Source organism: Nocardia vulneris (assembly GCF_001613425.1).
Lineage (GTDB): Bacteria > Actinomycetota > Actinomycetes > Mycobacteriales > Mycobacteriaceae > Nocardia > Nocardia vulneris.
On the sequence record NZ_BDCI01000008.1, the window covers coordinates 74,303 to 97,145 of the forward strand.

The 22,843-nt window shown below is 67.5% G+C and carries 15 protein-coding genes and 3 pseudogenes; 4 read left to right on the forward strand and 14 right to left on the reverse strand.

From position 1 onward, the window contains the following. Positions 1-398: 398 nt before the first annotated feature. The 13 genes and pseudogenes from NVU01S_RS11630 to NVU01S_RS11685 form a co-directional block, all read right to left on the reverse strand. A complete protein-coding gene (locus NVU01S_RS11630; RefSeq protein WP_043679422.1) occupies positions 399-2,642 on the reverse strand; it encodes a heavy metal translocating P-type ATPase in 2,244 nt (747 codons plus the stop codon). 41 nt (positions 2,643-2,683) lie between these two features. Further along, entirely contained in the window at positions 2,684-3,601 is a 918-nt protein-coding gene (locus NVU01S_RS11635) for a DUF8832 domain-containing protein (protein ID WP_043679425.1), read from the reverse strand. 286 nt (positions 3,602-3,887) lie between these two features. After that, positions 3,888-4,622: a sterol desaturase family protein gene (locus tag NVU01S_RS11640; protein WP_244467488.1), complete on the reverse strand. Its 735-nt coding sequence runs from the start codon at positions 4,620-4,622 to the stop codon at positions 3,888-3,890. 24 nt (positions 4,623-4,646) lie between these two features. After that, positions 4,647-4,967, reverse strand: a pseudogene (locus tag NVU01S_RS43315) (FCD domain-containing protein); the annotation flags it as partial. A 363-nt stretch (positions 4,968-5,330) separates the two neighbouring features. Next, positions 5,331-5,699, reverse strand: a pseudogene (locus tag NVU01S_RS11645) (FadR/GntR family transcriptional regulator); the annotation flags it as partial. A gap of 210 nt (positions 5,700-5,909) precedes the next feature. After that, positions 5,910-7,136 carry an MFS transporter gene (locus NVU01S_RS11650; protein ID WP_043679428.1) on the reverse strand — a complete coding sequence of 409 codons (1,227 nt, stop codon included), beginning with the start codon at positions 7,134-7,136 and terminating at the stop codon, positions 5,910-5,912. Between the two features lie 396 nt (positions 7,137-7,532). Beyond that, entirely contained in the window at positions 7,533-8,189 is a 657-nt protein-coding gene (locus NVU01S_RS11655; RefSeq protein ID WP_052281232.1) for a hypothetical protein, read from the reverse strand. Then, a pseudogene (locus tag NVU01S_RS11660) lies at positions 8,186-9,854 on the reverse strand (ABC transporter family substrate-binding protein). Before NVU01S_RS11660 ends, NVU01S_RS11655 begins: the two are co-directional and overlap by 4 nt. Before the next feature lie 37 nt (positions 9,855-9,891). After that, positions 9,892-11,541, reverse strand: a complete 1,650-nt coding sequence (locus tag NVU01S_RS11665) for an ABC transporter family substrate-binding protein (RefSeq protein ID WP_052281233.1) — start codon at positions 11,539-11,541, stop codon at positions 9,892-9,894. Between the two features lie 65 nt (positions 11,542-11,606). Beyond that, positions 11,607-13,295, reverse strand: a complete 1,689-nt coding sequence (locus NVU01S_RS11670) for an ABC transporter family substrate-binding protein (protein WP_043679431.1) — start codon at positions 13,293-13,295, stop codon at positions 11,607-11,609. 13 nt (positions 13,296-13,308) lie between these two features. Beyond that, complete coding sequence (locus NVU01S_RS11675) at positions 13,309-15,156, reverse strand: ABC transporter ATP-binding protein (protein WP_043679434.1); 1,848 nt, start codon at positions 15,154-15,156, stop codon at positions 13,309-13,311. Next, positions 15,153-16,073, reverse strand: coding sequence for an ABC transporter permease (locus NVU01S_RS11680; RefSeq protein WP_043679437.1), 921 nt, complete (start codon positions 16,071-16,073; stop codon positions 15,153-15,155). The genes NVU01S_RS11675 and NVU01S_RS11680 overlap by 4 nt, the downstream gene beginning before the upstream one ends. Further along, positions 16,070-17,047, reverse strand: a complete 978-nt coding sequence (locus tag NVU01S_RS11685) for an ABC transporter permease (RefSeq protein ID WP_043679440.1) — start codon at positions 17,045-17,047, stop codon at positions 16,070-16,072. Before NVU01S_RS11685 ends, NVU01S_RS11680 begins: the two co-directional genes overlap by 4 nt. A gap of 157 nt (positions 17,048-17,204) precedes the next feature. Between NVU01S_RS11685 and NVU01S_RS11690 the strand changes: the two genes are divergently transcribed. Further along, complete coding sequence (locus NVU01S_RS11690; RefSeq protein ID WP_052281234.1) at positions 17,205-18,224, forward strand: hypothetical protein; 1,020 nt, start codon at positions 17,205-17,207, stop codon at positions 18,222-18,224. Here the strand turns inward: NVU01S_RS11690 and NVU01S_RS11695 are convergent. Then, complete coding sequence (locus NVU01S_RS11695) at positions 18,221-19,720, reverse strand: alpha/beta hydrolase (RefSeq protein ID WP_063776054.1); 1,500 nt, start codon at positions 19,718-19,720, stop codon at positions 18,221-18,223. The two genes, NVU01S_RS11690 and NVU01S_RS11695, sit on opposite strands and share 4 nt — an antisense overlap. Before the next feature lie 228 nt (positions 19,721-19,948). Here NVU01S_RS11695 and NVU01S_RS11700 point away from each other — a divergent pair, with 228 nt between their 5' ends. From NVU01S_RS11700 to NVU01S_RS11710, 3 genes are all read left to right on the forward strand, one after another. Next, complete coding sequence (locus NVU01S_RS11700; RefSeq protein ID WP_043679443.1) at positions 19,949-21,133, forward strand: sensor histidine kinase; 1,185 nt, start codon at positions 19,949-19,951, stop codon at positions 21,131-21,133. Then, entirely contained in the window at positions 21,134-21,811 is a 678-nt protein-coding gene (locus NVU01S_RS11705; protein ID WP_043679446.1) for a response regulator, read from the forward strand. It abuts the gene before it with no gap. 212 nt (positions 21,812-22,023) lie between these two features. Continuing rightward, positions 22,024-22,824, forward strand: a complete 801-nt coding sequence (locus NVU01S_RS11710; protein ID WP_041562323.1) for a Cof-type HAD-IIB family hydrolase — start codon at positions 22,024-22,026, stop codon at positions 22,822-22,824. Positions 22,825-22,843: the final 19 nt, after the last annotated feature.

A 22,843-nucleotide genomic window follows, 5' to 3' on the forward strand; every position in this document is an offset into this window, starting at 1 on the left:
TTCCCGTCCGGACGCGTTCGCAGTTCCGAATGCGTAGTGCAAAGGTTCAGGTAGGCGGAGACCGAGAGGCAGAGCTCGGACCCCGGCGTGGCGGCTGCGCGCGTGACCATCACCTAGTGCGACCCGGTCCTGTGAGTTGGCTGGCAGGTGGACGGGAGGTTGCCGAGAGTTCGACCCTGATCGTTGTAGAGAGCCGTTGCGCGACAGTACTTTTCGGGTACGGACATCGCTCTACGGAAGGGTCGACCTCATGATTCTGCTCTCGCTGCTGGCCGCGACGGGAAGTGCCGCCGCGGCATGGGCCACCGGAAGTGCCGCGATGGTGCTGGGAAACAGCGGCATTCTGCAGTAGACCCCGGATGGGACGGCACGTTCTGGGTGCCGTCCCATCCGGGGTATCACGCTGCGGTGGAACGGAATCCGCGCAGCCGCAGGCTGTTGCTGACGACGAACACCGACGAGAACGCCATCGCCGCACCGGCCAGCATCGGGTTCAGCAGCCCGGCCATGGCCAACGGGATCGCGGCGACGTTGTAGGCGAAGGCCCAGAACAGGTTGCCCTTGATGGTGCCGAGGGTCCTGCGGGACAACCGGATCGCGTCGGCGGCGGCGCGCAGGTCGCCGCGGACGAGGGTCAGGTCGCTCGCCTCGATCGCGACGTCGGTGCCGGTGCCCATGGCCAGGCCCAGATCGGCCTGCGCCAGGGCCGCGGCGTCGTTCACGCCGTCACCGACCATCGCGACCACCTTGCCTGCGGCCTGCAATCGCTTGACGGTGTCGACCTTGTCCTGCGGCAGCACCTCCGCGATCACTTCGTCGATCCCGACCTGGGCGGCGATCGCCGCCGCGGCCGCCTTGTTGTCGCCGGTCAGCATGATCGGGGCCAGACCGAGCGCACGCAGCTGCGAAATCGCTTCGGCCGAAGTCGGTTTCACGGCGTCGGCGACGACCAGCACGCCGCGCGCGCGTCCGTCCCAGCCCACCGCGACCGCGGTCTTACCGTCCGTCTCGGCAGCCTGCATGGCCTGTTCCAGATCGGCGCCCAACTGCTGGGACCAGTCCGCGAGCAGCCGGGCCCGGCCGACGATCACCGCGTGTCCGTCGACCACGCCCTGCACACCGAGCCCTTCGATGTTCTCGAAGCCTTCGACCGCGGCCAGATCGCCACGTTCCCTGGCGCCCTTGGCGATCGCCTGCGCGATCGGGTGCTCGGACGAATCCTCCAGCGCCCCGGCGAGCGCGAGCACCTCGTCGGCGTCTTCGCCGTCGGCCGCGACCACGTCGAGCAGGGTCATCCGGCCGGTGGTGACGGTTCCGGTCTTGTCCAGCACGATGGTGTCCACGCGCTTGGTCGACTCCAGCACCTCGGGGCCCTTGATCAGGATGCCGAGCTGCGCGCCGCGACCGGTGCCCACCAGCAACGCGGTCGGCGTGGCCAGGCCGAGCGCGCACGGGCAGGCGATGATCAGCACCGCGACCGCCGCGGTGAAGGCCGCCGCGACGGAACCGCCGGTGCCGAGCCAGAATCCGAGCGTCGCGACCGCGAGCGCCAGCACGATCGGCACGAAGATCCCGGAGATCCGGTCGGCCAGTCGCTGCGCCTGCGCCTTGCCGGTCTGCGCGTCCTCGACCAGTCTCGCCATCTGCGCCAGCTGGGTGTCCGAGCCGATCCGGGTGGCGCGCACCACGATTCGCCCGCCGACGTTCACCGTCGCACCGACCACGGTGTCCTCTGGGCCCACCTCGACCGGCACCGATTCGCCGGTCAGCATCGAGGCGTCGACCGCCGAGGACCCCTCCAGCACCACGCCGTCGGTGGCGATCTTCTCGCCGGGCCGGACTACGAACCGATCGCCGACGACCAACTGCTCCACCGGAATTCGCTGCTCCGCACCGTCGCGAAGCACCGAGACCTCTTTGGCGCCGAGCTCGAGCAGCGCGCGCAGCGCGGCGCCGGCCTGTCGCTTGGACCGGGCCTCGAAGTAGCGGCCGGCCAGGATAAAGGTGGTGACGCCCGCCGCGGCTTCTAGGTAGATGCTGCCCGAACCGTCCATCCGGGAGATGGTGAACTCGAACGGGTGCGTCATGCCCGCCGTCCCGGCGGTGCCCCAGAACAGCGCGTACAGCGACCAGCCGAAGGCGGCGAGGGTGCCCATCGACACCAGCGTGTCCATGGTCGCCGTGCCGTGGCGCAGGTTGGCCCATGCCGCCCGATGGAACGGCAGCGCGCCCCACACCACGACCGGCGCGGCCAGCGTGAGCGAGAGCCACTGCCAGTTGGTGAACTGCAAGGCGGGGATCATCGCCATCGCGATCACCGGCACGGTGAGCACCAGCGAGACCAGCAGCCTGGTTCGCAACGAGGCGGTCGGATCAGGTTCCGCGGCAGCGGTTTCCGTAGGGGCGGGGGTGGGCAGGGTCGCGCTGTACCCCGCCTGCTCGACCGTGGCGATCAGCTCGGCGGGCGAGACATCGCCGGTGACGTCGACCCGCGCCTTCTCGGTCGCGTAGTTCACCGCCGCCGTGACACCGTCGAGTTTGTTCAGCTTCTTCTCGATGCGGTTGGCGCAGGATGCGCAGGTCATGCCGCCGATCACCAGTTCGACCTGCCCGGTGCCGGGTGGTTGCGTCGCGGTGGTCATTGTGTGCTCCATTCTCTGCGGCACAGTGGTGGATCGGCAGGTCAGTGGCCGTGGCCGGCGGTGGCGTGGGTGCCGTGGCCGTCCGGCGCGGGGTCGGCGGCGACGCCCGGCGCGACGGTCAACGTGAATTCCGCGGTACGGACCACGCCGTCGTGCTGGAAGTCCAGGAACAGCCGGTAATCGCCCGCGGTCGGTGCGGTCACGTAGAACGTGATACCCGGTCCGGCCGGGGTGACGCCGTCGCCGGGTGCGCCGTCCGGATGTACGTGCAGGTAGCCGAGGTCGGTGCTGCGCAGTGCGACCAGGTGGCCGTAGGCGCCGAGGTAGGGCTGCAGGTCGGTGACGGGCGTACCGTCTTTGCGTACCGTCAGCGTCACCTTCGAGGCCTGGCCGGGCGCGACCGTGCCGTCGAGCGTGACGGCGTAACCATCGACCGTGCTGGTGGGCGCGGGTGCGGGCAGCGGCTGCGGGTCGTAGGCGCCGGCGACGCGCAGGTCGGTGCCGAGGGTCAGGTTCGCGCCGCCTGCCGGGGTGAAATCGGCGAAGACCCGATAGTCGCCCGCGCGAGTCAGATTCACCGGGACGCTCCAGGTGCCGTCCGCGCCGAGCACCGGGTGCACATGCTGGAAACCGGCCAGGTCGCGGCGGACCACGATCAGGTGCAGGTCTTTGTCGTGTGCGCGGGTGTAGCGGGTGAGCGGCGTGCCGTCCTGGTCCAGGATGCGGAACCGCAGCGGAACCGATTGCGCCGCAGTGGTGATCGGGGTATCGAGCCGCAGCGTGTATCCGCTTTCGGTGCTCATCATTCCTCCAGGTGCTTGGTCGGCGGGCGCGGGCCCGGCCTCGTGTGTCGAATCAGTGGCTCCGTCGGGGCCGAGTGCCGCGCCGGTCGCGAGTGCGATCCCGAAGACGGCGGCCAGGCCCAGGGCGAAACCGGCGAACTTGGTGGACGTGTTCATCGGATGCTCCGTTTCCGGGTCAGGCAGTGCGGCAGTGGGGACGGCAGCTCGGTCCGGGAATCGTCACGGTGCTCATCGGTCTCCTCCTGCGCTGTCGGCTCGCTCTCGGTGATTACCATACCCCCCTAGGGTACTAAGTCAAGCCGGTGGCGGCGAATCCCCGAATGCGCCACGTCACACAACGAGAAAGACCGCCGCGCAGCGCTGCGCGGCGGTCTGGTCCGTCGAGGGGGAACTGGTGGCGGGGCCTACTCGGCCGACGCCGCCACCAATTCCCCCTCGACGACTACGAGGCGTGAAGGTGGCGGGCGGTGGGGGAGGTTTCGGTGGTCGCGGGGTCGGGGTGGGTGCCGAAGAGGCGATCCGCGGTGCCGGAGGTGGTGACGGTGAACCAGTAGTGCTCGTTCTTGTAGTGGTGGTGCCGATGATTGCGCCAAACCGCTCGGTAGAGCGCGCCTTTCGGCTTGTAGTCGGTGTGGATCAGGTAGTGGGTCCACTCGTAGCCGAGGCCGAGCACCGTGATCGTCAGCAGGAAGGTCAGGCCGAGCCCGAGGCGCGGAAACGCGAACAGCGCCAACGCGATCAGAACGACCACCAGCACCGAGAGGGTCTTGGTCGGGATGAAGATCAACGGAATATCGCGCGGATCCACATGGTGCTCGCGGTGTTTACGCGCCAGCTCGCTGTCGATCGCGATCGGGCCGAGCTGCCGTGGCCGCCAATGCAAGACGGTGACGTGCACGATCCATTCGAAAGCCGGGAACACCGCCAGCATCACCGCGGGCACCATGGCGTCGGTCACCTGCCAGTCGCCGACCAGGATGCGGCCGATCAGCGCCGCGACCAGCGTGCCGCCGATGAGCCACGGCGACGGATGGCGCAGGAACTCCCGCGCCGCCGCTCCGAGTGTCAGTCCCCGGCGCAGCGACCGCTCGTCCTTGCGTACTCGCTCGCGCGCGCTCGCCTCGACCGGATCGCGTCCGGCGGCTGAATCCTGTTTCCCAGCTGCGGGTTTCGTCATGGTACTTCCTCGAATGAAGCGTGATCAGTGGCCGCCGAGGACCTCGATCAGAGCGGTGGTCGCCGGCTCGAGCAGCGCCCGAGCGATCTCGGCGGCCTCTTGCGGCCGGCCCGCCACAATGGCGGCGGCCAGTTCGCGGTACGCCCCGATATTGCCCACCTCGGCGGACATGATCGGAGCCAGCGCCACGAGCGCCGGTTCATAAGCGGCCCGCAACATGTTGAACATCAACCGGAACACGATGGAATCCGCCGCATCCACCACGTGATCCCAAAAATCCAACGCCAACCGCTGCCGCTGCACCGGATCCCCCTCCGCCGCAAGCGCTTCCACGCTTGCGAGCAGCGCGTCGACGATGGCGGGGCCGGTGTCCGCGGTGGTGGCGGTTGCACCGGAGGGCCTCGTGCTCGAAGCAGCTGCGCCGGAGGTGGTCGTGCCGGAGGTGGATCTGTCCGAGGTGGTCGCGCCAGGGGTGGTCGCGCCAGGGGTGGTTGCGCCAGGGGTGGTTGCGCCCGGGGTGGTGGTGGAGGAGGCGGTTGTGCCCGCGGGAGGCGTTGTCTCGGCGCTCTCCGTGTGCGAGGTGGCGCCCTCGTCTGTCGCGCTCGATGTCGAGGTGGAGATGGTGCTACCCGAGCCGTCGGCTGACGGAGTGGTGGTAGCTGTGCCGTCGGCGTATGGGGCGGCGTCGGGTTCGGTGTGGGTGCGGGCGGAGCGGGCGGCGGCGAGTTCGGCGACTTTGGGGCCGTTGTGCAGGCGCGCCTCCAGGATGCTGCGCGCTACGGCGGGGTCGAGTTCACCGGCCTGTACGAGCAGGCGGGGTAGCACCTCGAGTCCGGCGCCGCGCCGATAGTCCAGCACGGTCGTCGCATCCCCTTGCCGCACCGACACCAGTCCCGCCGCCGCCAGCCGCTGCAACGCCTCTCGCACCGCGGGTCGCGACACCCCCAGCGCCTCGGCCAGCTGCCGCTCACTCGGCAGTGTCGCCCCCGGCGCCAACTCCCCACTCAGCACATCCGCCACGATCTGCTCGAAGACATCCCCCGACACCGACCGCTTGACCACAGGTTGCAACGCCATACCCCCACTCTGCACCCACAGAGGTAAGGAGGTCAAGTGGTCAGACCAATTCGCGCATCGCCAGCGCGAACACCGGCCAATGGCTGAGGTCGCCCAGCACGCCGACAACTCCGCGCCCCCTTTCTGACGCCGCGCACCCGTTTAAGCAGGCCGGAGCAGGTGCGGGAACACGAAGGGGTGCGTGCGTGATGGAGAGTCTGTGAACTCCGCTCAAACGTGCTCGGTTCTCCAGGGAAGAAGTACCGCGCTGGACAGGAGGGCCAAGGCGGCGCAGAACAGTGCGGTGCGGACGCTGGTGCAGGTGGCGAGCAGTCCGCCGAGGGCGATGAAGAGGGGTTGGCAGGCGCGGGCACTGATCGACCAGGCGAGCCCGACCCGGGACAGATACTGGTCGGCGGTCGCACGCATGCGGAAGGTGGTGAACACCGGGTTGAAGACGCCCGCGCTGAACAGCAGCATCGTTTCCGCGCCGACGATGACGACGAGTCCCGCGACGCCGGGCTGGGCGAGCAACAGCAGACCCATCCAGCAGGTGCGCAGCACACCGAACCCCAGCAGCACCGAGCGTTCCCCGAGACGGGTCACCAACCGGTTGGCCAGCAAGGACCCGATCACCCCACCGAAGGTGGGCAGTCCGAGGGCCAGACCGTACTGCCATGGTGCGAGCCGCAGTTCGCGCAGCATCAGCAGCGCCAGCAGCGGACCGCTGAGCCGGATCGCACCACCGAAAACCATGGCGTTCCAGAACAGCGCGTGCAGCGTGCGGTGCCGGAAAATGTAGGACCAGCCACCACGGAGTTCGGCGGCCCACCGCTGCTCACCCGACGCCTCCGGCGGTGCGGGCTCCGGCGTCCGCATCGAGCGAATCCCCAACGCGGACACCAGAAAACTGACCGCATCGAGCAGCACGGCGACCCCTGCCCCGAACACCCCGATCAGCACACCGCCGACCGGCGCGCCGAGCCCTCCGACGGTCCAGAAGGTCGACTCGAACCTGCTGTTCGCCGCGGTCAACAGCGCTGGGGGCACCAGCGCTTTGAGATGCGCTCCACTGGCCGCACTGAACACCATGGTGCCGAGCACCTGCGCCGTGGCCACGAAACACAGCTGCCCGTAACTCAATCCGCCGAACACCATCGTCGCGGGCACGGTCGCGAGCGCGCCGAAACACAGCAGGTCCGCGCCGATCATGATCGGCCGCTTCCGATGGAACTCGACGAACGGCCCGAGCGGCACCGCGACCACCGCCCCGACCACCGCCGACAACGCTGCGAGCAGGGCAACCCGAAGATCCGACACCTCCAGCACCACGATCGCGATCAGCGGCAAAGCCCCCATGCTCAGCGAACTCCCGAGCTGACTGACCGCGAACGCTCCCCACAGCCGAGGAAAGTCCTTGGGCAGCCGGTCCTGCGCCACCTCGCCCGTCCGCGTCATCGAGTCCCCTTCTCCCCGCGACGAAATGCCAAGTATCCACGTCGACACTCGATGACCTGAGCCGACGCGCTGCCTCGGATCGCCCGAACCTCTTCTGCTGTCGCATAACCTATTCCGCACGCCAGGACACGTGCGGCTGGGCAACAGCGTTGCGAGTCGCGGATTCAACCTGAGGCCGGAACCGCAGATGGCGGCCGGCCAGAGAGCAGTTGTCCCACAACCACATTCCGTGCCTCAGGACGCGTGCAGCTGGGCAGAAGCGTTGCGAGTCCATCGCCGTTTCAGCTGGGGGGGATCCACAGATGGCGGCCGGTCAGAGGGCAGTTGTCGCACAACCACATTCCGCGCGTCAGGGCGCGTGCGGCAATGCAGGAGTGTTGCGAGTCCGTCGCGGTTTCAGCTGGGGTCGGAACCGCGGATGGCGGCCAGCCAGAGGGCGGCGGCTGCGGCGACCGTGGTGGCGGCGAAGAAGGTGATGAGGTCGCCGCCGTCTATGTAGATCCAGAGCAGGGCAGCGAAAGGGGCTGCGACGGTGGGCTGGGCGTCGAAGAGCAGGCGGCGGCGCAGGCGGGTGGCGGTGTGGACCGGGGCGGCGGGGTCGGGGCGGGACGGATTGTCCACGAGGCGGCCCGGGGGTTCGGTGGCGCGGATGCGGCCCGAGGGATAGAGGCGGTGACCCGCGAGGTGGATGGTGTGGTCGGTGAGTTCGGCGCGGTCTTCGGTGAGCGTCAACAGGACCGGGTCGAAGTAGACGGGAAGCCAACGCGGCCTGCCGGTTCCACTGACCTCCAACCAGGATCGGCTGACCAGCCGATACTGCTGCCGAATCCGCGAAACACCGACCTCGCGTGCCGTTCCCCCCGGCCAGCAGGCGAAAAGCCCCCGCGCGACGCCGATCCGGTAGCCGGAATACCCGGCGATCCCCAGCCCCACCGTGGCGAGCGCCGCCACCTGGTCCGGATCGCCGAACGGCGCCCAGGCGAAACAAACCGCCAGGGCGCCGATCGTCACACCGATCGGATAGGCCAGGGGGTGGCCTGATCCGAAAGTCACTTCACGAAACCGACTTTCGTGTAGTCGACCGAGGCGAGGCCGAAAGCGCCGTAGTTGGCGAGGTTGTCGCGGACCGCTACGGCACCCGGCGACTGCACGATCGGCAGCGAGAAGCCTTCTTCGAAGATCATCCGGTCAGCCTTGTTCGCCAGCTCTACCGCTTTCTGCGGATCGAGTTCCGAAATGACCTCTTCGATCAGCGCATTCAGTTCCGGCGTGCCGATCTTGCCCTTGTTGCTTTGGGGAACCGCGGGATCGTATGCGTAGATCTGCGGCAGCGCGCCGAGCGGGAAGATGCTTCCGGACCAGGTGAACTGGACGACATCGAAGTTGCCCGGGTCGACGACGTCGGTGAACAAGCCGTTGCCGGGAACCGTCTGGATCTCGAGTTTGACGCCGACTTTCGCAAGGTTCTGTTGCGCGATCTGCGCGATCTGCACCCAGGCATCCTGCTGGTACATCACGTCGCGAATCACGAGTTTGCGGCCGTCTTTTTCCCGGACATCCCCGTTGAGTTTCCAGCCCAATTCGTCGAGCATGCGCGCGGCGGCATCGGGGTCATAGCCGACTACGGCGGAGTTGTCCTGGTAGCCCTTCTGACCTTCCATGAAGATGTGGTTGTTCAGGGGTTTCGGATCCTGCACCACCCCGTTCTGCGTCGCGGTCGCGATACCCTGCCGGTCGATGGCCTTCGAGATCGCCACGCGCAGTTTCGGATCCGCGAGAATCGAGCCGGGCGCACCGTTGAAGGTGAAGTGCGAGAACGTCGGACGCGGAGCGCGACGCACCTTGATCCCCGGCGAGTTTGTCGCGGTCTTCACCTCATCGATGCCGGACACGGTGGCGTAGTCGAGTTCATTGTTCTGCAACGCGCTGATCCTGGCCGAGTAATCGAGCACGCTGAAGGTAACGGTGTCGAGTTTGGGTGTGTCACCCCACCATTTCGGATTGCGGCTCAGCACGATCCGCTGCTGCGCCTTATCGATCGAGGTGATCGTGAACGGCCCGGAGGACACCGGCAGGTTGTTACGGTCGACGTCGTTGAAGGCCTGTGGCGTCGCCATCGACGCCTTCGGGTAGAGCGGATTGAACAGGCCCTCCCATTCCGCGTAGTGCTTTCCGAAGGTGACGATCGCTTGCCGATCGTCGACTCCGCGTTCCACCTTGTCGACGCGGCTGTAGCCCTGCGTCGCCGCTACCTGGAATTCGGTGTTGCGCCCGCATGTCCTCCCACGTGATCGGGGACCCGTCCGACCAGATCGCTTTGGGATTGATGGTGTAGGTGATCTGCTGCGGCTCTGTGCTGGTCAGCTTCACGTCGGTGAAGAAGTTGTGGTCGACCGAGATTTCGCCGGCCGCGTTCGAGGTGATGGTGCCCGGCATCGCCCACGAAATCAGATCCGAGGCCTCGCCATCGGAGTCGACGTGATGAGCGTTGAATGTCGCCGGAAAATTAGTGAGGGTAAGCCGCAGATTGCCACCGTCGCGCAGCTCGCTTGCGTCCTTCGGATTGACGTCGTTGACCGCGCCGATACCGACCGAGCTCGTCTCCGGCTCGTCGCCCGAACCACATCCGGCCACGATCAGCGCCAAGGCGACGGCAGGCGCGGCGCATCGCACGCCGATCCAACGGATACTGCGGGACTTCCGTGCGGGTGAGTTCATTTCACGAATCCGATCTCCGAGCAGTCGTAGGGGCAGTTCACTTGACGAAACCGATCTTGGTGTAGTCGTAAGACGCCAGTCCAGCCGCACCGTAGTTGGCGAGTTCGGCGCGGACGCCGACGTTGCCGGGGGTTTGGTAGAGCGGCAGGGAATGCCCTTCTTCGAAGATCTTCCGGTCGACCTCGTTGGCCAGTTCGATCACCTGCTGCGGATCGAGTTCGGAGACGGTGCGTTCGATGAGCGCGTTGAGTTCCGGCGAACCGATGCGGCCGTAATTGCCTTGCAGGTCATCGGGGTTGTACGCGAACAGCTGGGCGAGGTCACCGATCGGGAACGCGTCGCCGACCAGGGAGAACTGGGCGACGTCGAAGTTGCCCGGACGGATGACATCGGTGAACAGGCCCTGGGCGGGCCGGGTGTCGATGATCAGTTTGACGCCGACCTGGGCCAGATTCTGCTGCATGATCTGCGCCATCTGAACCCAGCCCTGGCTGTTGAGCATGACGTCGCGGATCTCGAGTTTGCGGCCGTCTTTCTCCCGGACATCGCCGTTGAGCTTCCAGCCGAGCTCGTCGAGCATCCGCGCGGCTGCGGCGGGGTCATACGCGATCGGCGCCGAATTATCCTGGTAGCCGACCTGTCCGGCGAGGAAGACGTGACTGTTCAACGGTTTCGGATTCTCCACCATCCCGTTGTGGATGGCGGTGACGATGCCCTGCCGGTCGATCGCCTTCGACACCGCAATGCGCAGTTGCCGATCGGCGAGGATGGCGCCGGGTGCCCCGTTGAAGCGCAGGTGACCCCAGAAGTTGCTGGTCGCCCGGCGGATCGCGATGCCGGGGGTGTTCTTCGCGGTGCGCACGTCGTCGATGGTGCCGAGCCCGACGGCGTCGATCTCGTTGTTCTGCAACGCGGGAATCATGGCGGCGGAGTCGAGCACGCTGAAGGTGATGGTGTCGAGCTTCGGCTTCTCACCCCACCAGTTCGGGTTGTGGCCGAGCACCACGCGGCGCTGGGTGCGATCGACCGACTGCACGATGAACGGCCCGGCGGTGAGCTTGATGCCGTCGATCAGGCTCTTGTTGAACGCTTCCGGGTTCGCGGTCACCGACCGGTGGAACAGGAACGCCTCACCGGCGAATTGCCCCTGCCATTCCGCGTAGGGCTGTTTGAAGGTGATGACGGCTTGCCGGTCGTCGGCACCGCGTTCGATCTTCGCCACCCGGTCGAAGCCGAACGACTGCGCGACCAGGAACTGCTTGTCGGCACCGTTCAGCGCGGCGCCCTGAGCGCGCATGTCCTCCCAGGTGATCGGCGATCCGTCCGACCACACTGCTTTCGGGTTGATCGTGTAGGTCACGACCTGCGGGTTGGTGCTGGTGAGCTGGATATCGGTGAAGTAGTCGGTATCGATCGTCAGCTTGCCCGCCGCATCGGTCCGGTAGGCGCGCGGCATGGTGGGCCGCAGGATGCTGCTGATCGAGGCATCGTTGCCGTCGATGGACAGCGTGTTCCAGTTCTCCGGAATCGCCGATGTCGCCAGTCGCAGGTTGCCGCCGTCGCGTAATTCGTCGCGCCCCTTGGGGTTGATGTCGTTGGTCGTGCTCAGCGCGCCCGTCTCACCTTGTGCGTGGCCGTCGTCGTCGGAGCTCGCGCAAGCACTGACGAGCAGGCCGAGCGCGACCATCGGAACAGCGAATCTGGTTGCGGCCGAACGTCTCCACAGGGAGGTCCGGCCGGGTGCGGCTTGGCTCACTTCACAAATCCGATCTTGGTGTAGTCGTACGACGCCAGCCCCGGTGACCCGAAGTTGGCGATATCGGCGCGCACGCCCCAGTTGCCTTCGGACTGGGTCAGCGGCAGCGAATGTCCCTCCTCGAACACCTTGCGGTCCACCTCGTTGGCGAGTTCGATCGCCTTCTTCGGGTCCAGTTCGGACAGGGTGCGATCGATGAGGTCGTTGAGCTCCGGCGAGCCGATCTGGCCGAAGTTGTTCTGCCAGTCGCCGGGATGGAACCCGTAGGTCTGCGGAATGCTGCTGAACGGGAACGCGTCACCGACGAAGATGAACTGCGCGGCGTCGAAGTTGCCCGGGATGATGACATCGGTGAAATAGCCTGCGCCGGGCTTGGTGTCGATCACCAGCTTGACGCCGATCTGGGCCAGGTTCTGCTGGATGATCTGCGCGATCTGCACCCAGACGTCGTCTTTGTACATGACGTCGCGGATCTCTAGCTTGCGGCCGTCCTTTTCCCTGGTGTCGCCGTTGAGTTTCCAGCCGAGCGCGTCGAGTTCCTTTGCGGCGGCGGCCGGGTCGAAGCCGAGGCTGTTGTCCCGGTAGCCCGCCTGGCCTTCCAGGAAGACGTGGCTGTTCAGCGGTTTCGGCTGCTCTACCAGCCCGTTCTGGACGGCGTTCGCGATGCCCTGCCGGTCGATCGCCTTCGAGATCGCCACGCGCAGTGCGGGATCGGCGAGGATGGAGCCGGGTGCGCCGTTGAAGGTGATGTGGCGCCAGCGATTACCGGGCGCGCGCCGGATGGCGACATCCGAGGACCGCCGCAGCGTGGTCACGTCGTCGAGGGTGCGCAGCAGCGCGGCGTCGAGTTCGTTGTTCTGCACGGCCTGCACCCAGGCGGTGCTGTCGAGCACGCTGTAGGTGATGGTGTCGAGTTTGGGCTTGTCGCCCCACCAGTTCGGGTTGCGGCCCAAGACGATCCGGCCCTGGCCGCGATCGGTCGACTGGACCAGGAACGGACCCGCGGTCGGCCCCATGTTGTCGACCAGGCCCTTGTTGAAGGTCTCCGGGTCGGCCGTGACCGACTTGGGGAACAGCGACATGTTCCCGGCGAACTGCCCCCGCCACTCGGTGAACGGCTGTTTGAAGGTGATGACCGCCTGCCGGTCGTCGACGCCGCGCTCCACCTTCGCCACCCGGTCGAAGCCGACGGTGATGGCGATCAGATAGCGCTTGTCGGTGCCGTCCAGCGCCTTCGCCTGCGCCGCGATGTCCTCCCAGGTGATCGGATTACCGTCGGACCACACGGCTTTCGGGTTGATCGTGTACGTGACCACCTGCGGCTCGGTGCTGGTGAGCTGGACGTCGGTGAAGTAGTCCTTGTTGATGGTGAGCTCGCCGGCCGCGTTCGTGTGGAACGCGCGTGGCATCAACGGCCGTTCGATATCGGCGATCTCACCGTCGTTGCCGTCGATGGACAGCGTGTTCCAGTTCGCCGGGAACGCCGTGGTCGGCAGCCGCAGATTGCCGCCGTCCCGTAGCTCGGCGGGGTCCTTCGGGTTGATATCGCTGGTGCTGCCCAGCGCGCTGGTCACCCCGCTGACCGAGCCGCCGTCGTCCGCGGCGCAGCCCGCCGCGATGAGGGACAGCGCGACCAACGCGATCGCACAGCGCGGTGCCAGTGTTCGGCTCGATCGGACCCTCATCGCACTCCCCTGACTATCGGCTGACGGCCGGCACGGGCACCGCATCGATCAGCTCGCGGGTGTACTCGTGCCGCGGTGCCGCGAAAATCTGTTCCGCGGTACCGGATTCGACGATCTTGCCGCGGTACATCACCGCGATGTCGTGCGCCAGATTGCGCACCACGGACAGGTCGTGCGAGACGAACAGGTAGGAGAGGCCGCGTTCGATCTGCAAGTCGCGCAACAGGTTCAGCACACCGGCCTGAATGGAGACGTCCAGCGAGGACACCGGCTCGTCCAGCACCAGGATCTCCGGGTCCAGCGCCAGCGCGCGGGCGATGCTGATGCGCTGCTTCTGGCCGCCGGAGAAGTCGGCGGGGTAGCGCTCGGCATGTTCGCGCCGCAGCCCGACCTGTTCGAGCAGTTCCGGCACACGCCGCTCGATCTCGGCGCGGGGTCGTCCGTCGATGCGCATCGGCTCGGCCAGCGCGTCGAAGATCGGCAGGCGCGGGTCCAGCGACGCGGTCGGATCCTGGAAGACGATCTGCATCTTTCGCCGGATCTCGCGTCGCTGCGCCTTGTTCAGGGACGCGACATCGCTGCCCATGATCTCGATCGTGCCCGATTCCGGGCTGATCAGGTCGAGAATCTGGGTGAGCGTGGTCGATTTGCCGGAACCGGACTCACCGACCAGCGCGAGCGTGCGACCCTGGCGGATCTCGAAGCTGATCCCGTCGACCGCGCGGATCTCGCCCTTGCGGCGGCGGAACACGATGCCGGCGGTGATCGGGAAGGTCTTCACCAGATCCGAGACCCGCAGCACCACCCGGTCGCTCACCTCGGCCTCGACCTCCGGCGCGGACACCTCCTGCCGGTAGGCCTCGAACAACGCGTCGCTGCCGACCTCCGCGGTACGGATGCAGGCCGCGGCGTGGCCGGGGTTGGTCTTCTCCAGCGGCGGTTCGGCGACCCGGCACTCGTCGATCGCGATCGGGCAGCGCGGCGCGAACGAGCAGCCCGGCGGCAGATCGTGCATGGCGGGCGGCGAGCCGACGATCGGGATGAGCGGCGACCTCGCGGGGCCGTCCATCCGCGGGATGGAACCGAGCAGGCCCACCGTGTACGGCATCCGCGGCGCACTGAAAAGCGCAGCGGTGGAGGCGGTTTCGACGATCTTCCCGGCGTACATCACCGCGACCCGATCGGCCAGGGTCGCCGCGATGCCCATGTCGTGGGTGATCATGACGACGCCCGCGCCGGTGATATCGCGCGCTTTACGCAGCAGATTCAGGATCTGCTTCTGCACCGTGACGTCCAGCGCCGTGGTCGGTTCGTCGCAGATGATCAGCGCCGGATCGTTCGCGATCGCCATCGCGATGACCACGCGCTGGCGCATACCGCCGGAGAACTCGTGCGGAAACGCCTTGGCGCGCACCTCGGGTTCGCTGATGCCGACCAGGCCGAGCAGTTCCACCGCTTTGGCCGCGGCCTCGGACTTGCTCAGGTTGCCGTGTGCCAGCAGGGCTTCGGCGATCTGCTCACCGACCCGGTACACCGGGGTCAGCGCCGACAGCGGATCCTGGAACACCATGCTGATGGAACTGCCACGCAGCCTGGACAATTCGCGATCGCCCAGGCCGAGCAGTTCCCGGCCGCGCAACCGGATCGAGCCGCCGATGCGGGCCTGCTCCGGCAGCAGCCCCATCACCGCGAGCGAGGACACCGACTTGCCGGAGCCGGATTCGCCCACGATGGCGAGCACTTCGCCGTCGGACACCGTGTAATTGACCCCGCGCACCGCCTCGATGCGGCCCTCTTCGCTGGGGAAGGAGACGCGCAGATCGGTCACCTCCAGCAGCGGCGCGGTGAAGTTCCCGGTCATGGTTTTGCCTTCTTCTTCGAGCGCGCCCGCTTGGCACCGGGATCGAACGCGTCACGCAGTCCGTCGCCGACCAGGTTGGCGCACAACACGATGGTGATCAACAGGCCACCGGCGAACAGGAACAGCCACGGATAGGTCAGCGCCGATTTGGTGCCCGCCGCGATGAGCGAGCCAAGCGAGACATCCGGCGGCTGCACACCGAAACCGAGGAAGCTGAGCCCGGTTTCGGCCATGATCGCCGCGCCCACCGCCAGCGTGGTGTCGATGATCAGGATCGAGGCGATGTTCGGCAGGATGTGGCTGACGATGACCGTGCGCGTCGGCGCGCCCATATATCGTGCGGCTCTGACGAATTCGCGGTCGCGCAGACTCAACGTGAGACCGCGCACGATGCGCGCGCTGATCATCCAGCCGAACACGCTGAGCAACAGGATGAGCAGCAGGATCGACCCGCTGCCCTTCGTCCGCGGCGCGAACAGCGCGACGATGATGAAGCTGGGCACCACGAGCAGCAAATCGACCAGCCACATGATCGCGCGATCGGTCCAGCCGCCGAGCAGCCCGGCCATCGCGCCCGCCGTCGCGGCGATGACGGTGGAGATCACGGCGACACACAGGCCGATCACCAGCGATTTCTGCATACCGCGCAGCGTCTGGGCGAGCACGTCCTGCCCGATCTGCGTGGTGCCGAACGGGTGCTTCGCGCTCGGCGGCTTGAGCAGCGCGGTGTAGTCCAGCTGCTGGTAGTCGTACTTCAGCAGCGGCGGCAGCGCGAAACTCGCGATGAACAGCAGGATCAGGATCACGCCGCCGACCACGGCCGGCTTGTTGCGCAGGAACCGGCGCCACACCAGTTTGCGCCGACCGGCCGCAGCAGGCTCTGGTGCCCCTTGAACGATGATTTCCGCTTCGGTCATGAGACTCGCACCCTCGGATCCAACAGGGCCAGCACGATATCGGAGAGCAGGCCCGAGACCAGCACCACCAATCCGGCGAACGCGGTCACCGTGACCACCGGGTACAGGTCCTGGGCGTTGATCGAATCGACGAGCCACTCGCCGACCCCGTGCCAGCCGAAGATCTTCTCGGTGAACGTCGCACCGGTGATCAGGCCGAGCAGGCTGTAGGCGAACAGCGTCGCCATCGGGATCAGCGCCGTTCGCAATCCGTGCTTGTACAGCGCCTTGCTGCGGGTGAGGCCCTTCGCGCGGGCGGTGCGGATGAAATCGCTCTGCAGCACGTCGAGCATGGCGTTGCGCTGATAGCGGCTGTAGCCCGCCATGCCGCCGAGTGCCAGGCCCGCCGTCGGCAGCACGAGATGCTGCAACCGGTCGAGCAACTGCGGCCAGAATCCGTCGATCCGGTTCGCCGACGTTTCCCCGGTATAGAGGAAAATCTGCGCACCGGTGAGCGAATTTATTTCCAGCGCACCGTATTTCAGCAGAGTCGCGAGCAAGAACACCGGCGTGCTGAGGACCAGTAGCGAGATGATCGTGGTGAAGTAGTCGCTGAATTTGTATTGCCGGATCGCGCCGGCCGCACCGATCAGGACACCGAGCACCGTGCCGACCAGCGAACCGATGATCAGCAACCGCAGACTCACCGCCACCCGGCGCGGCAACTCCGCGCTCACCGGCTGACCGGCCAGGGTCTTCCCGAAATCGCCTTGCGGAATCCCTTTGAGCCAGGTGAGATAGCGCTGCGGGATCGGGTCGTTGAGATGTAACTCCTCGGCCTTGGCGTCGATCACCGCCTGCGGCGGGCGCGGATTGCGTTGTTCCAGACTGTCCAGCGGCCGGAACGTCAATGACGCCAGGCTGAAGGTCAGGAACGACGCCAGCAGCAACAGCACGACATAGTGAAGCGCGCGTCGTAGCAGGAAGCCGGTCATCAGTCCTCGTGTGTCTTTCGGCTGGACGGACCAGCGACGAGTATTAGCCCCTGATCATAAGGACGTCGACCCGAACGCGCGTGGCACGTGGCGTTCGGGCATGTCCTTTATTCTGTGCGGCACAGACATGTGCGGGTTTTTCCGCTGAGGGGGAGTCATGGTGTCACCGCAATATCCCAGCGGCTACCACCCGTATCCCGGCTATCCGGGCGTTGTGCCTGCGCCCAGTGGCGCGACCGCGATCACCGCGGGGGTGCTCGCGTGTGTCGGCGCGGTCGGGCAATTACTCGGCGGCGCGGTCAACCTGGTGTTCGGGATCGTCGATATCGGCCATGAACTCGGCGAATACGATGCCACCGGGCTGCTGGGGCAGAGTTGGTACCGGACTTTCGCCCTCACCAGCGGGGCGGCGGCGCTACTGACCGCGGTGCTGCTCGGCGTCGGCGCGATCGGCCTGTTGCGCCGCAAACAGTTCGGCCGGATGCTCGTCGTGGTCGGCTGCGCGGCGGTGATCGTCCTCGGCATCGTCTCGTTCGCCCTCGTCCAATCCGCGGGCGGCTCGTGGGACAGTTCCCTCGGCGTGAGCACCGGCATCAGCGGACTCGTCGGCTTGCTGTTCCCGGTCGGCACCGCCGCCCTCGCCCTGGTCCCCGCCACCACCCGCTGGCTCGCCCACACCCCGGCCGCCTATCCGTACGCTCCACCCCAAGGCGCCCCTTGGACCGCACAGCCGTGGCAGCCGCCCTTCCCCGATCAACCCCAAGTCAATTGGCAGGCCACACCCGCGATACCAGCCTCAGGCGACCAACCCACCTGGGGCGCGCCGGGAAGCCAAGCCCCGCACGCTCCTTGGGGCGCACCCACGCCGAACACCCAAACGCCGCCCCCGATCGGCGCACAGCCCGCTCACCCTCAACCGAACTGGGCAGCACCGGAAGCCCCAGCCCAACCCGCCCGCTCGTGGGCCACATCCGGTGGCGAAGCCTCGACCGACCAACCCGCGCCCGCGACATGGGGCCCTGCCTCGCAAGACATCCAACCCGCCGCGTCTGCGCAAGCCCGATCCGATTCCCCTGCGCACCACGATGATTCGGTCTGGCAGCCGCCGTCGTCCGCAAAACCTGCATCGCCCGCCCCGGACCCGGACGTCACGGTCGAGCACCCACCCTCGCCCTAGCCCCTTGGACAGGTCATGTCGTGTTCGGGCATGGTGCCGTCCACCAGGTAGCTGGTGACGACGTCGGACGCGCAACGGTTGGCGCCGAGAACATAGACCCCGTGCCCACTCCCGTCGACAGTGACCAACCGGGACCGTGCACCGAACTTCTCGTCGAGGAGCTCGCCGCCATGTAGCGGGGTGACCGGGTCGCGCTGGTTCTGCACGATCAGCACATCGGCCGGGCCGCTGTTGTCGATCCGCACCGGCGGCTCGGACGGCCCGAGTGTCCAGTAGGCGCAGGGCATGACGTTCGCGGCGGCCGCGCCGTAGAGCGGATACCGTTCCCGGTCCTCGGCGACGGCCCGCTGGTAGGTCTGGACGTCCGCGGGCCATTCGACATCGTTGCAGGTCACAGCGAGAAAGACGGACCAGGCGTTATCGTTCGGCGACGCCGCGCCGGTACCCGGTGGACGGCCGCCCGCAGATCCGGGATGTCCGGTTTCGAGCAGCGATTTCCAGCTCTCGGCCGCCGGCGCGTACAACGCCGGGCGATAGAGCGTGAAGAAGGTGCCGAACCGGAAGAGGCCGCCGTCCATCCCGTCCACCGGGTGCGCGTCGAGTCGCTCGGCGAGAGTGAAGTACGTCCGCCGCACCTCTTCCGGTGTGCGGCCCAGACCGTAGGTGTCGTGGTGGTCGGCGGCCCATGCCGCGAAGTCGGGGAACGTATCATCCATGCCGCGGCCGTACCGGCGCATCCCGTCGTGGTCGAGGTAGGTGTCGCCGATATTGCTGTCGAGCACGATGCGGTCGGCCTGCTGCGGGAACATCGAGGCGTAGGCGGCGCCCAGCGCGGTGCCGTACGAGTAACCGAGGAAGCTGGCTTTGTCCGCACCCAGCGCCTCCCGGATCCGGTCCAGGTCGCGGGCCATATTCGCGGTCGACACAGACCGCAACCGGCCCTCGTGGTCGTTGGCCGCGCACTGTTCGGCGACCCCCTGGGCGACCGTGGCCCGCTCGGTGACCGCCGCCTCGTGCACCGCATACGGCGGGATATTGCCGAAGTACGCCTGATCATCGGTGAACCCGCAGCTCACCGGTGCCGAATGGCCGACCCCGCGGGTATCCATACCGATCACGTCATAGCTGTCCAGCACCGCGGCGGGCAGCCCGTGCGCAGCCAGGAACTTGGGCTGGTCCAACCCTGTTCCACCCGGACCACCGGGGTTGAGTAGCAACACTCCGCGACGCTTGTCCGGATGCTTACTCGCCAGCCGCGAGATCATGATCTCGATCTGCGCGCCCGCGGGCTCGCGGTAATTCAATGGTGCCGGCACAGTGGCGCACTGCAACTGAGCCGGCCCGGCCGCGGGATCTTCGACGCCCTCCGGGCATGCGCCCCACTGCACCTGCGCTACGGGGTCTTCGTCCGGCCTCGCGACCACGATGAGCGCTCCGACCATCACCGCGGTGAGACCGAGAACGGCCAGCAGGCTCCGGGTCCGTTGTCGATTCATACGCTGCTACTCCCTGACGAAATGGCGCCTACCACGACAAACCCGTCCGCTGGGCTCGTGTCCGGCTGGTATCTGAACGAGTCTGTCGAGCCCGCCCCGGTCGGCACATCGCTCCGGGGGCGGCAATCGTGTTCGACGAAAGTCGAGGCGGCGATTCGCCCCGGGTCGAGCCCCCTCTCAGCCGCTGGGCTGCTGCTTCCGGCCGGTCGGTGTCGCGATAATGACCGGGTGGACACCGACGGCGCCGCACGACTCGGGGCATGGCAGCAGATCTGGCGGCTGACCGCGGCCGCGGTAATCGGCACGGCCTTCTGGTTCGCCGTCGCCACGGCGCTGCCGGTGGGCTGCGCGGCCGATACGTGTTCCTGGTTCGTCACCGGTGATCCGCTGCTCGCGCTCGGCTGCTTGACGGTGCTGCTGTGGCGGCGGCGGTTCCCGTTCACCGTCGCGTTGGTGGTCGTGATCGCCTCGGCGGCGTCGGCGCTCGCCACCGGGGCCGCGTTGCTGGCACTGTGTTCGCTGTCCACTCGCCGTCGTCCGGTCGAGATCGGGGTAGTCGTCGTGGCGTATGTGACCGCGGCTCAGTTCACCGAAGAGCTCTATCCGCTCGGTACGCCGGCCGTCCCGATCTGGCTGGAACTCGCGCTGCCACTGGCCAGCGCGGGGATCGCGGTGGCAACCGGTGTGGCCATCGACGCGCGTCGCGTCGAAGTGCGATCGCTGCGCGATCGTGCCGACAGCGCGGAACGCGAACAGGCCGCCCGGGCGGCGCAGGCACAGGCCACCGAACGCAATCGGATCGCCCGCGAGATGCACGATGTGCTCGCGCACCGGATTTCGCTGGTCGCCATGCAAGCCGGCGTGCTGGATCACCGTGACGATCTCGCAGCCGAGGAGAAGCGCACACTGATCCGCGGGATCGCCGACGGTTCCCGCCAAGCACTGGAAGAACTCCGCGACGTCCTCGGCGTCCTGCGCGCCGACCCCGACCGCCCCGAACCACCGCAACCCACCCTGGACCGGATCTCGGAGCTGGTGGCCGACGCCCGATCATCGGGCCTGGACGTCACGCTCACCAGCACGGTCAGCGCCACCCCACCCGAGACCGTGGGACGGACCGGCTATCGGGTAATCCAGGAAGGGCTGACCAACGCCGCGAAACATGCCCCGGCCGCACAGGTGCACATCACCGTAGCTGGGGCGCCCGGCGGTGAACTGCACGTCAGCGTGCGCAATTCCGCGGCCGCGACCGCCGTCGCCCGGCCACCGGCCTCGGGCTTCGGTCTCCTCGGCCTCGCCGAACGAATCACCCTCGCCGGCGGAACACTCGACCACCGCCGCACCTGCGACAACGGGTACGTTCTCACCGCGCAACTTCCCTGGCCGGGGCACGACCACGAGAAACGAGCATGAGTGCGCAGTGAACAGGAGACGGTGCGCGTCGTCATCGTCGACGACGACCAGCTGGTGCGGATGGCCCTACGACTCGTCATCGACGGCGAGCCGGACCTGACCGTCGTCGCGGAGGCCGCCGACGGGGACACCGCGATCGAGGTGGTGGCCGAACAGCGACCGGACGTCGTGCTGATGGATGTGCGGATGCCCGGCCGCGACGGTGTCGACACCACCCGGTACCTGCGCGACGTGCCGGATGCGCCGGCGGTCCTGATGCTGACCACCTTCGACTCCGACGAGCTGGTACTCGGTGCCCTACGCGCCGGGGCGCTCGGCTTCGTGCTCAAGGACACTCCGCCCGCCCGGATCGCCGACGCGGTGCGCACCGTCGCGGCGGGCAACCCCGTGCTGTCTCCCACGGTCACGGCGCGGGTGATCGCCGCGGCCACCGGACCGGGGTCCGCCGAAGCCCGCAGCGCCGCCCGCGACGTCGCGCGGAAGCGACTGGCTGCCCTGTCCGAACGCGAACTCGACACCGCGCGCGCCATCGCCGACGGGCTGGGCAACCCGGAGATCGCCGCCCGGCTGAAGGTCACCGTCGCCACCGTCAAGGCACACACCGGCAACCTGTTCACCAAACTGGGCGTCGCTAATCGAGTACAGATCGCGCTGTTGGTCCGCGACGCAGAACAGTGACCAGGCAGCCGCTCAGCGGTGCCGCCCCACAAGGCAAGCCGCCCGGCCCGGCTGGACAGGTCGGGACCGGTTCGTGGAGTTCGGGTCGCTGAGGCCGGTGTGGAGGGTGCGCGGCCTACTGGTGGGTATCAACCGGTGGTACCGGGTCACCTGGGGGACGGTTGTCCGGCAGGATGGAATAGGTGACCCACTTGCACCTGCCCAAGCCGAAGATGGTGGCCACCGATGTGGACGGCACCCTCATCGATCACGACGAGCGGGTCACCGCGCGCACCAAGGCCGCGGTGGACGCGCTGATCGGCGACGGTGTGCCGTTCGTGCTCGCCACCGGACGCCCGCCGCGCTGGATCGACCCGGTGGTGGACGGGCTCGGCTACGCGCCGCTGTGCGTGTGCGGCAACGGGGCGGTGATCTACGACAGCGCGACCGACCGGGTGCTGACCAGCATGACGCTGGACGTGGACACGCTGTCCTGGATCGCGGACCTGGCCGAGGAGGCACTGCCCGGCTGCGGTCTGGCGGCCGAACGGGTCGGGGCGAGCGCGCACGACGCGGTCACCCCGCAATTCGTCAGCTCGCCGCTGTACGAGCACGCCTGGCTGAACCCGGACGACACGTCGGTGGCCCGGGACGAGGTCATCGATGCGCCGGCGATCAAGATGCTGATCCGACTACCCGGGGCGCGCAGCTCGGACATGCGCACGGTGCTCGCCCCGCTGATCGGTGAGCGCGCCGACATCACCTACTCCACCGAACACGGTCTGATCGAACTCTCCGCGCCGGGCGTCACGAAGGCTTCCGGTCTGGCGGTCGTCGCGCAGCGCCTCGGCGTCGAATCCGCCAACATCATCGCGTTCGGCGACATGCCCAACGATGTCCCGATGCTCACCATGGCCGGTCACGGTGTCGCCATGGCCAACGCCCACCCCGAAACCCTCGCCGCCGCAAACGAAGTCGCCCAATCCAACCGGGACGACGGCGTCGCCCGCGTCCTCGAACGCTGGTGGGTCTGAGTCCGTTCCGCGCCCGCCG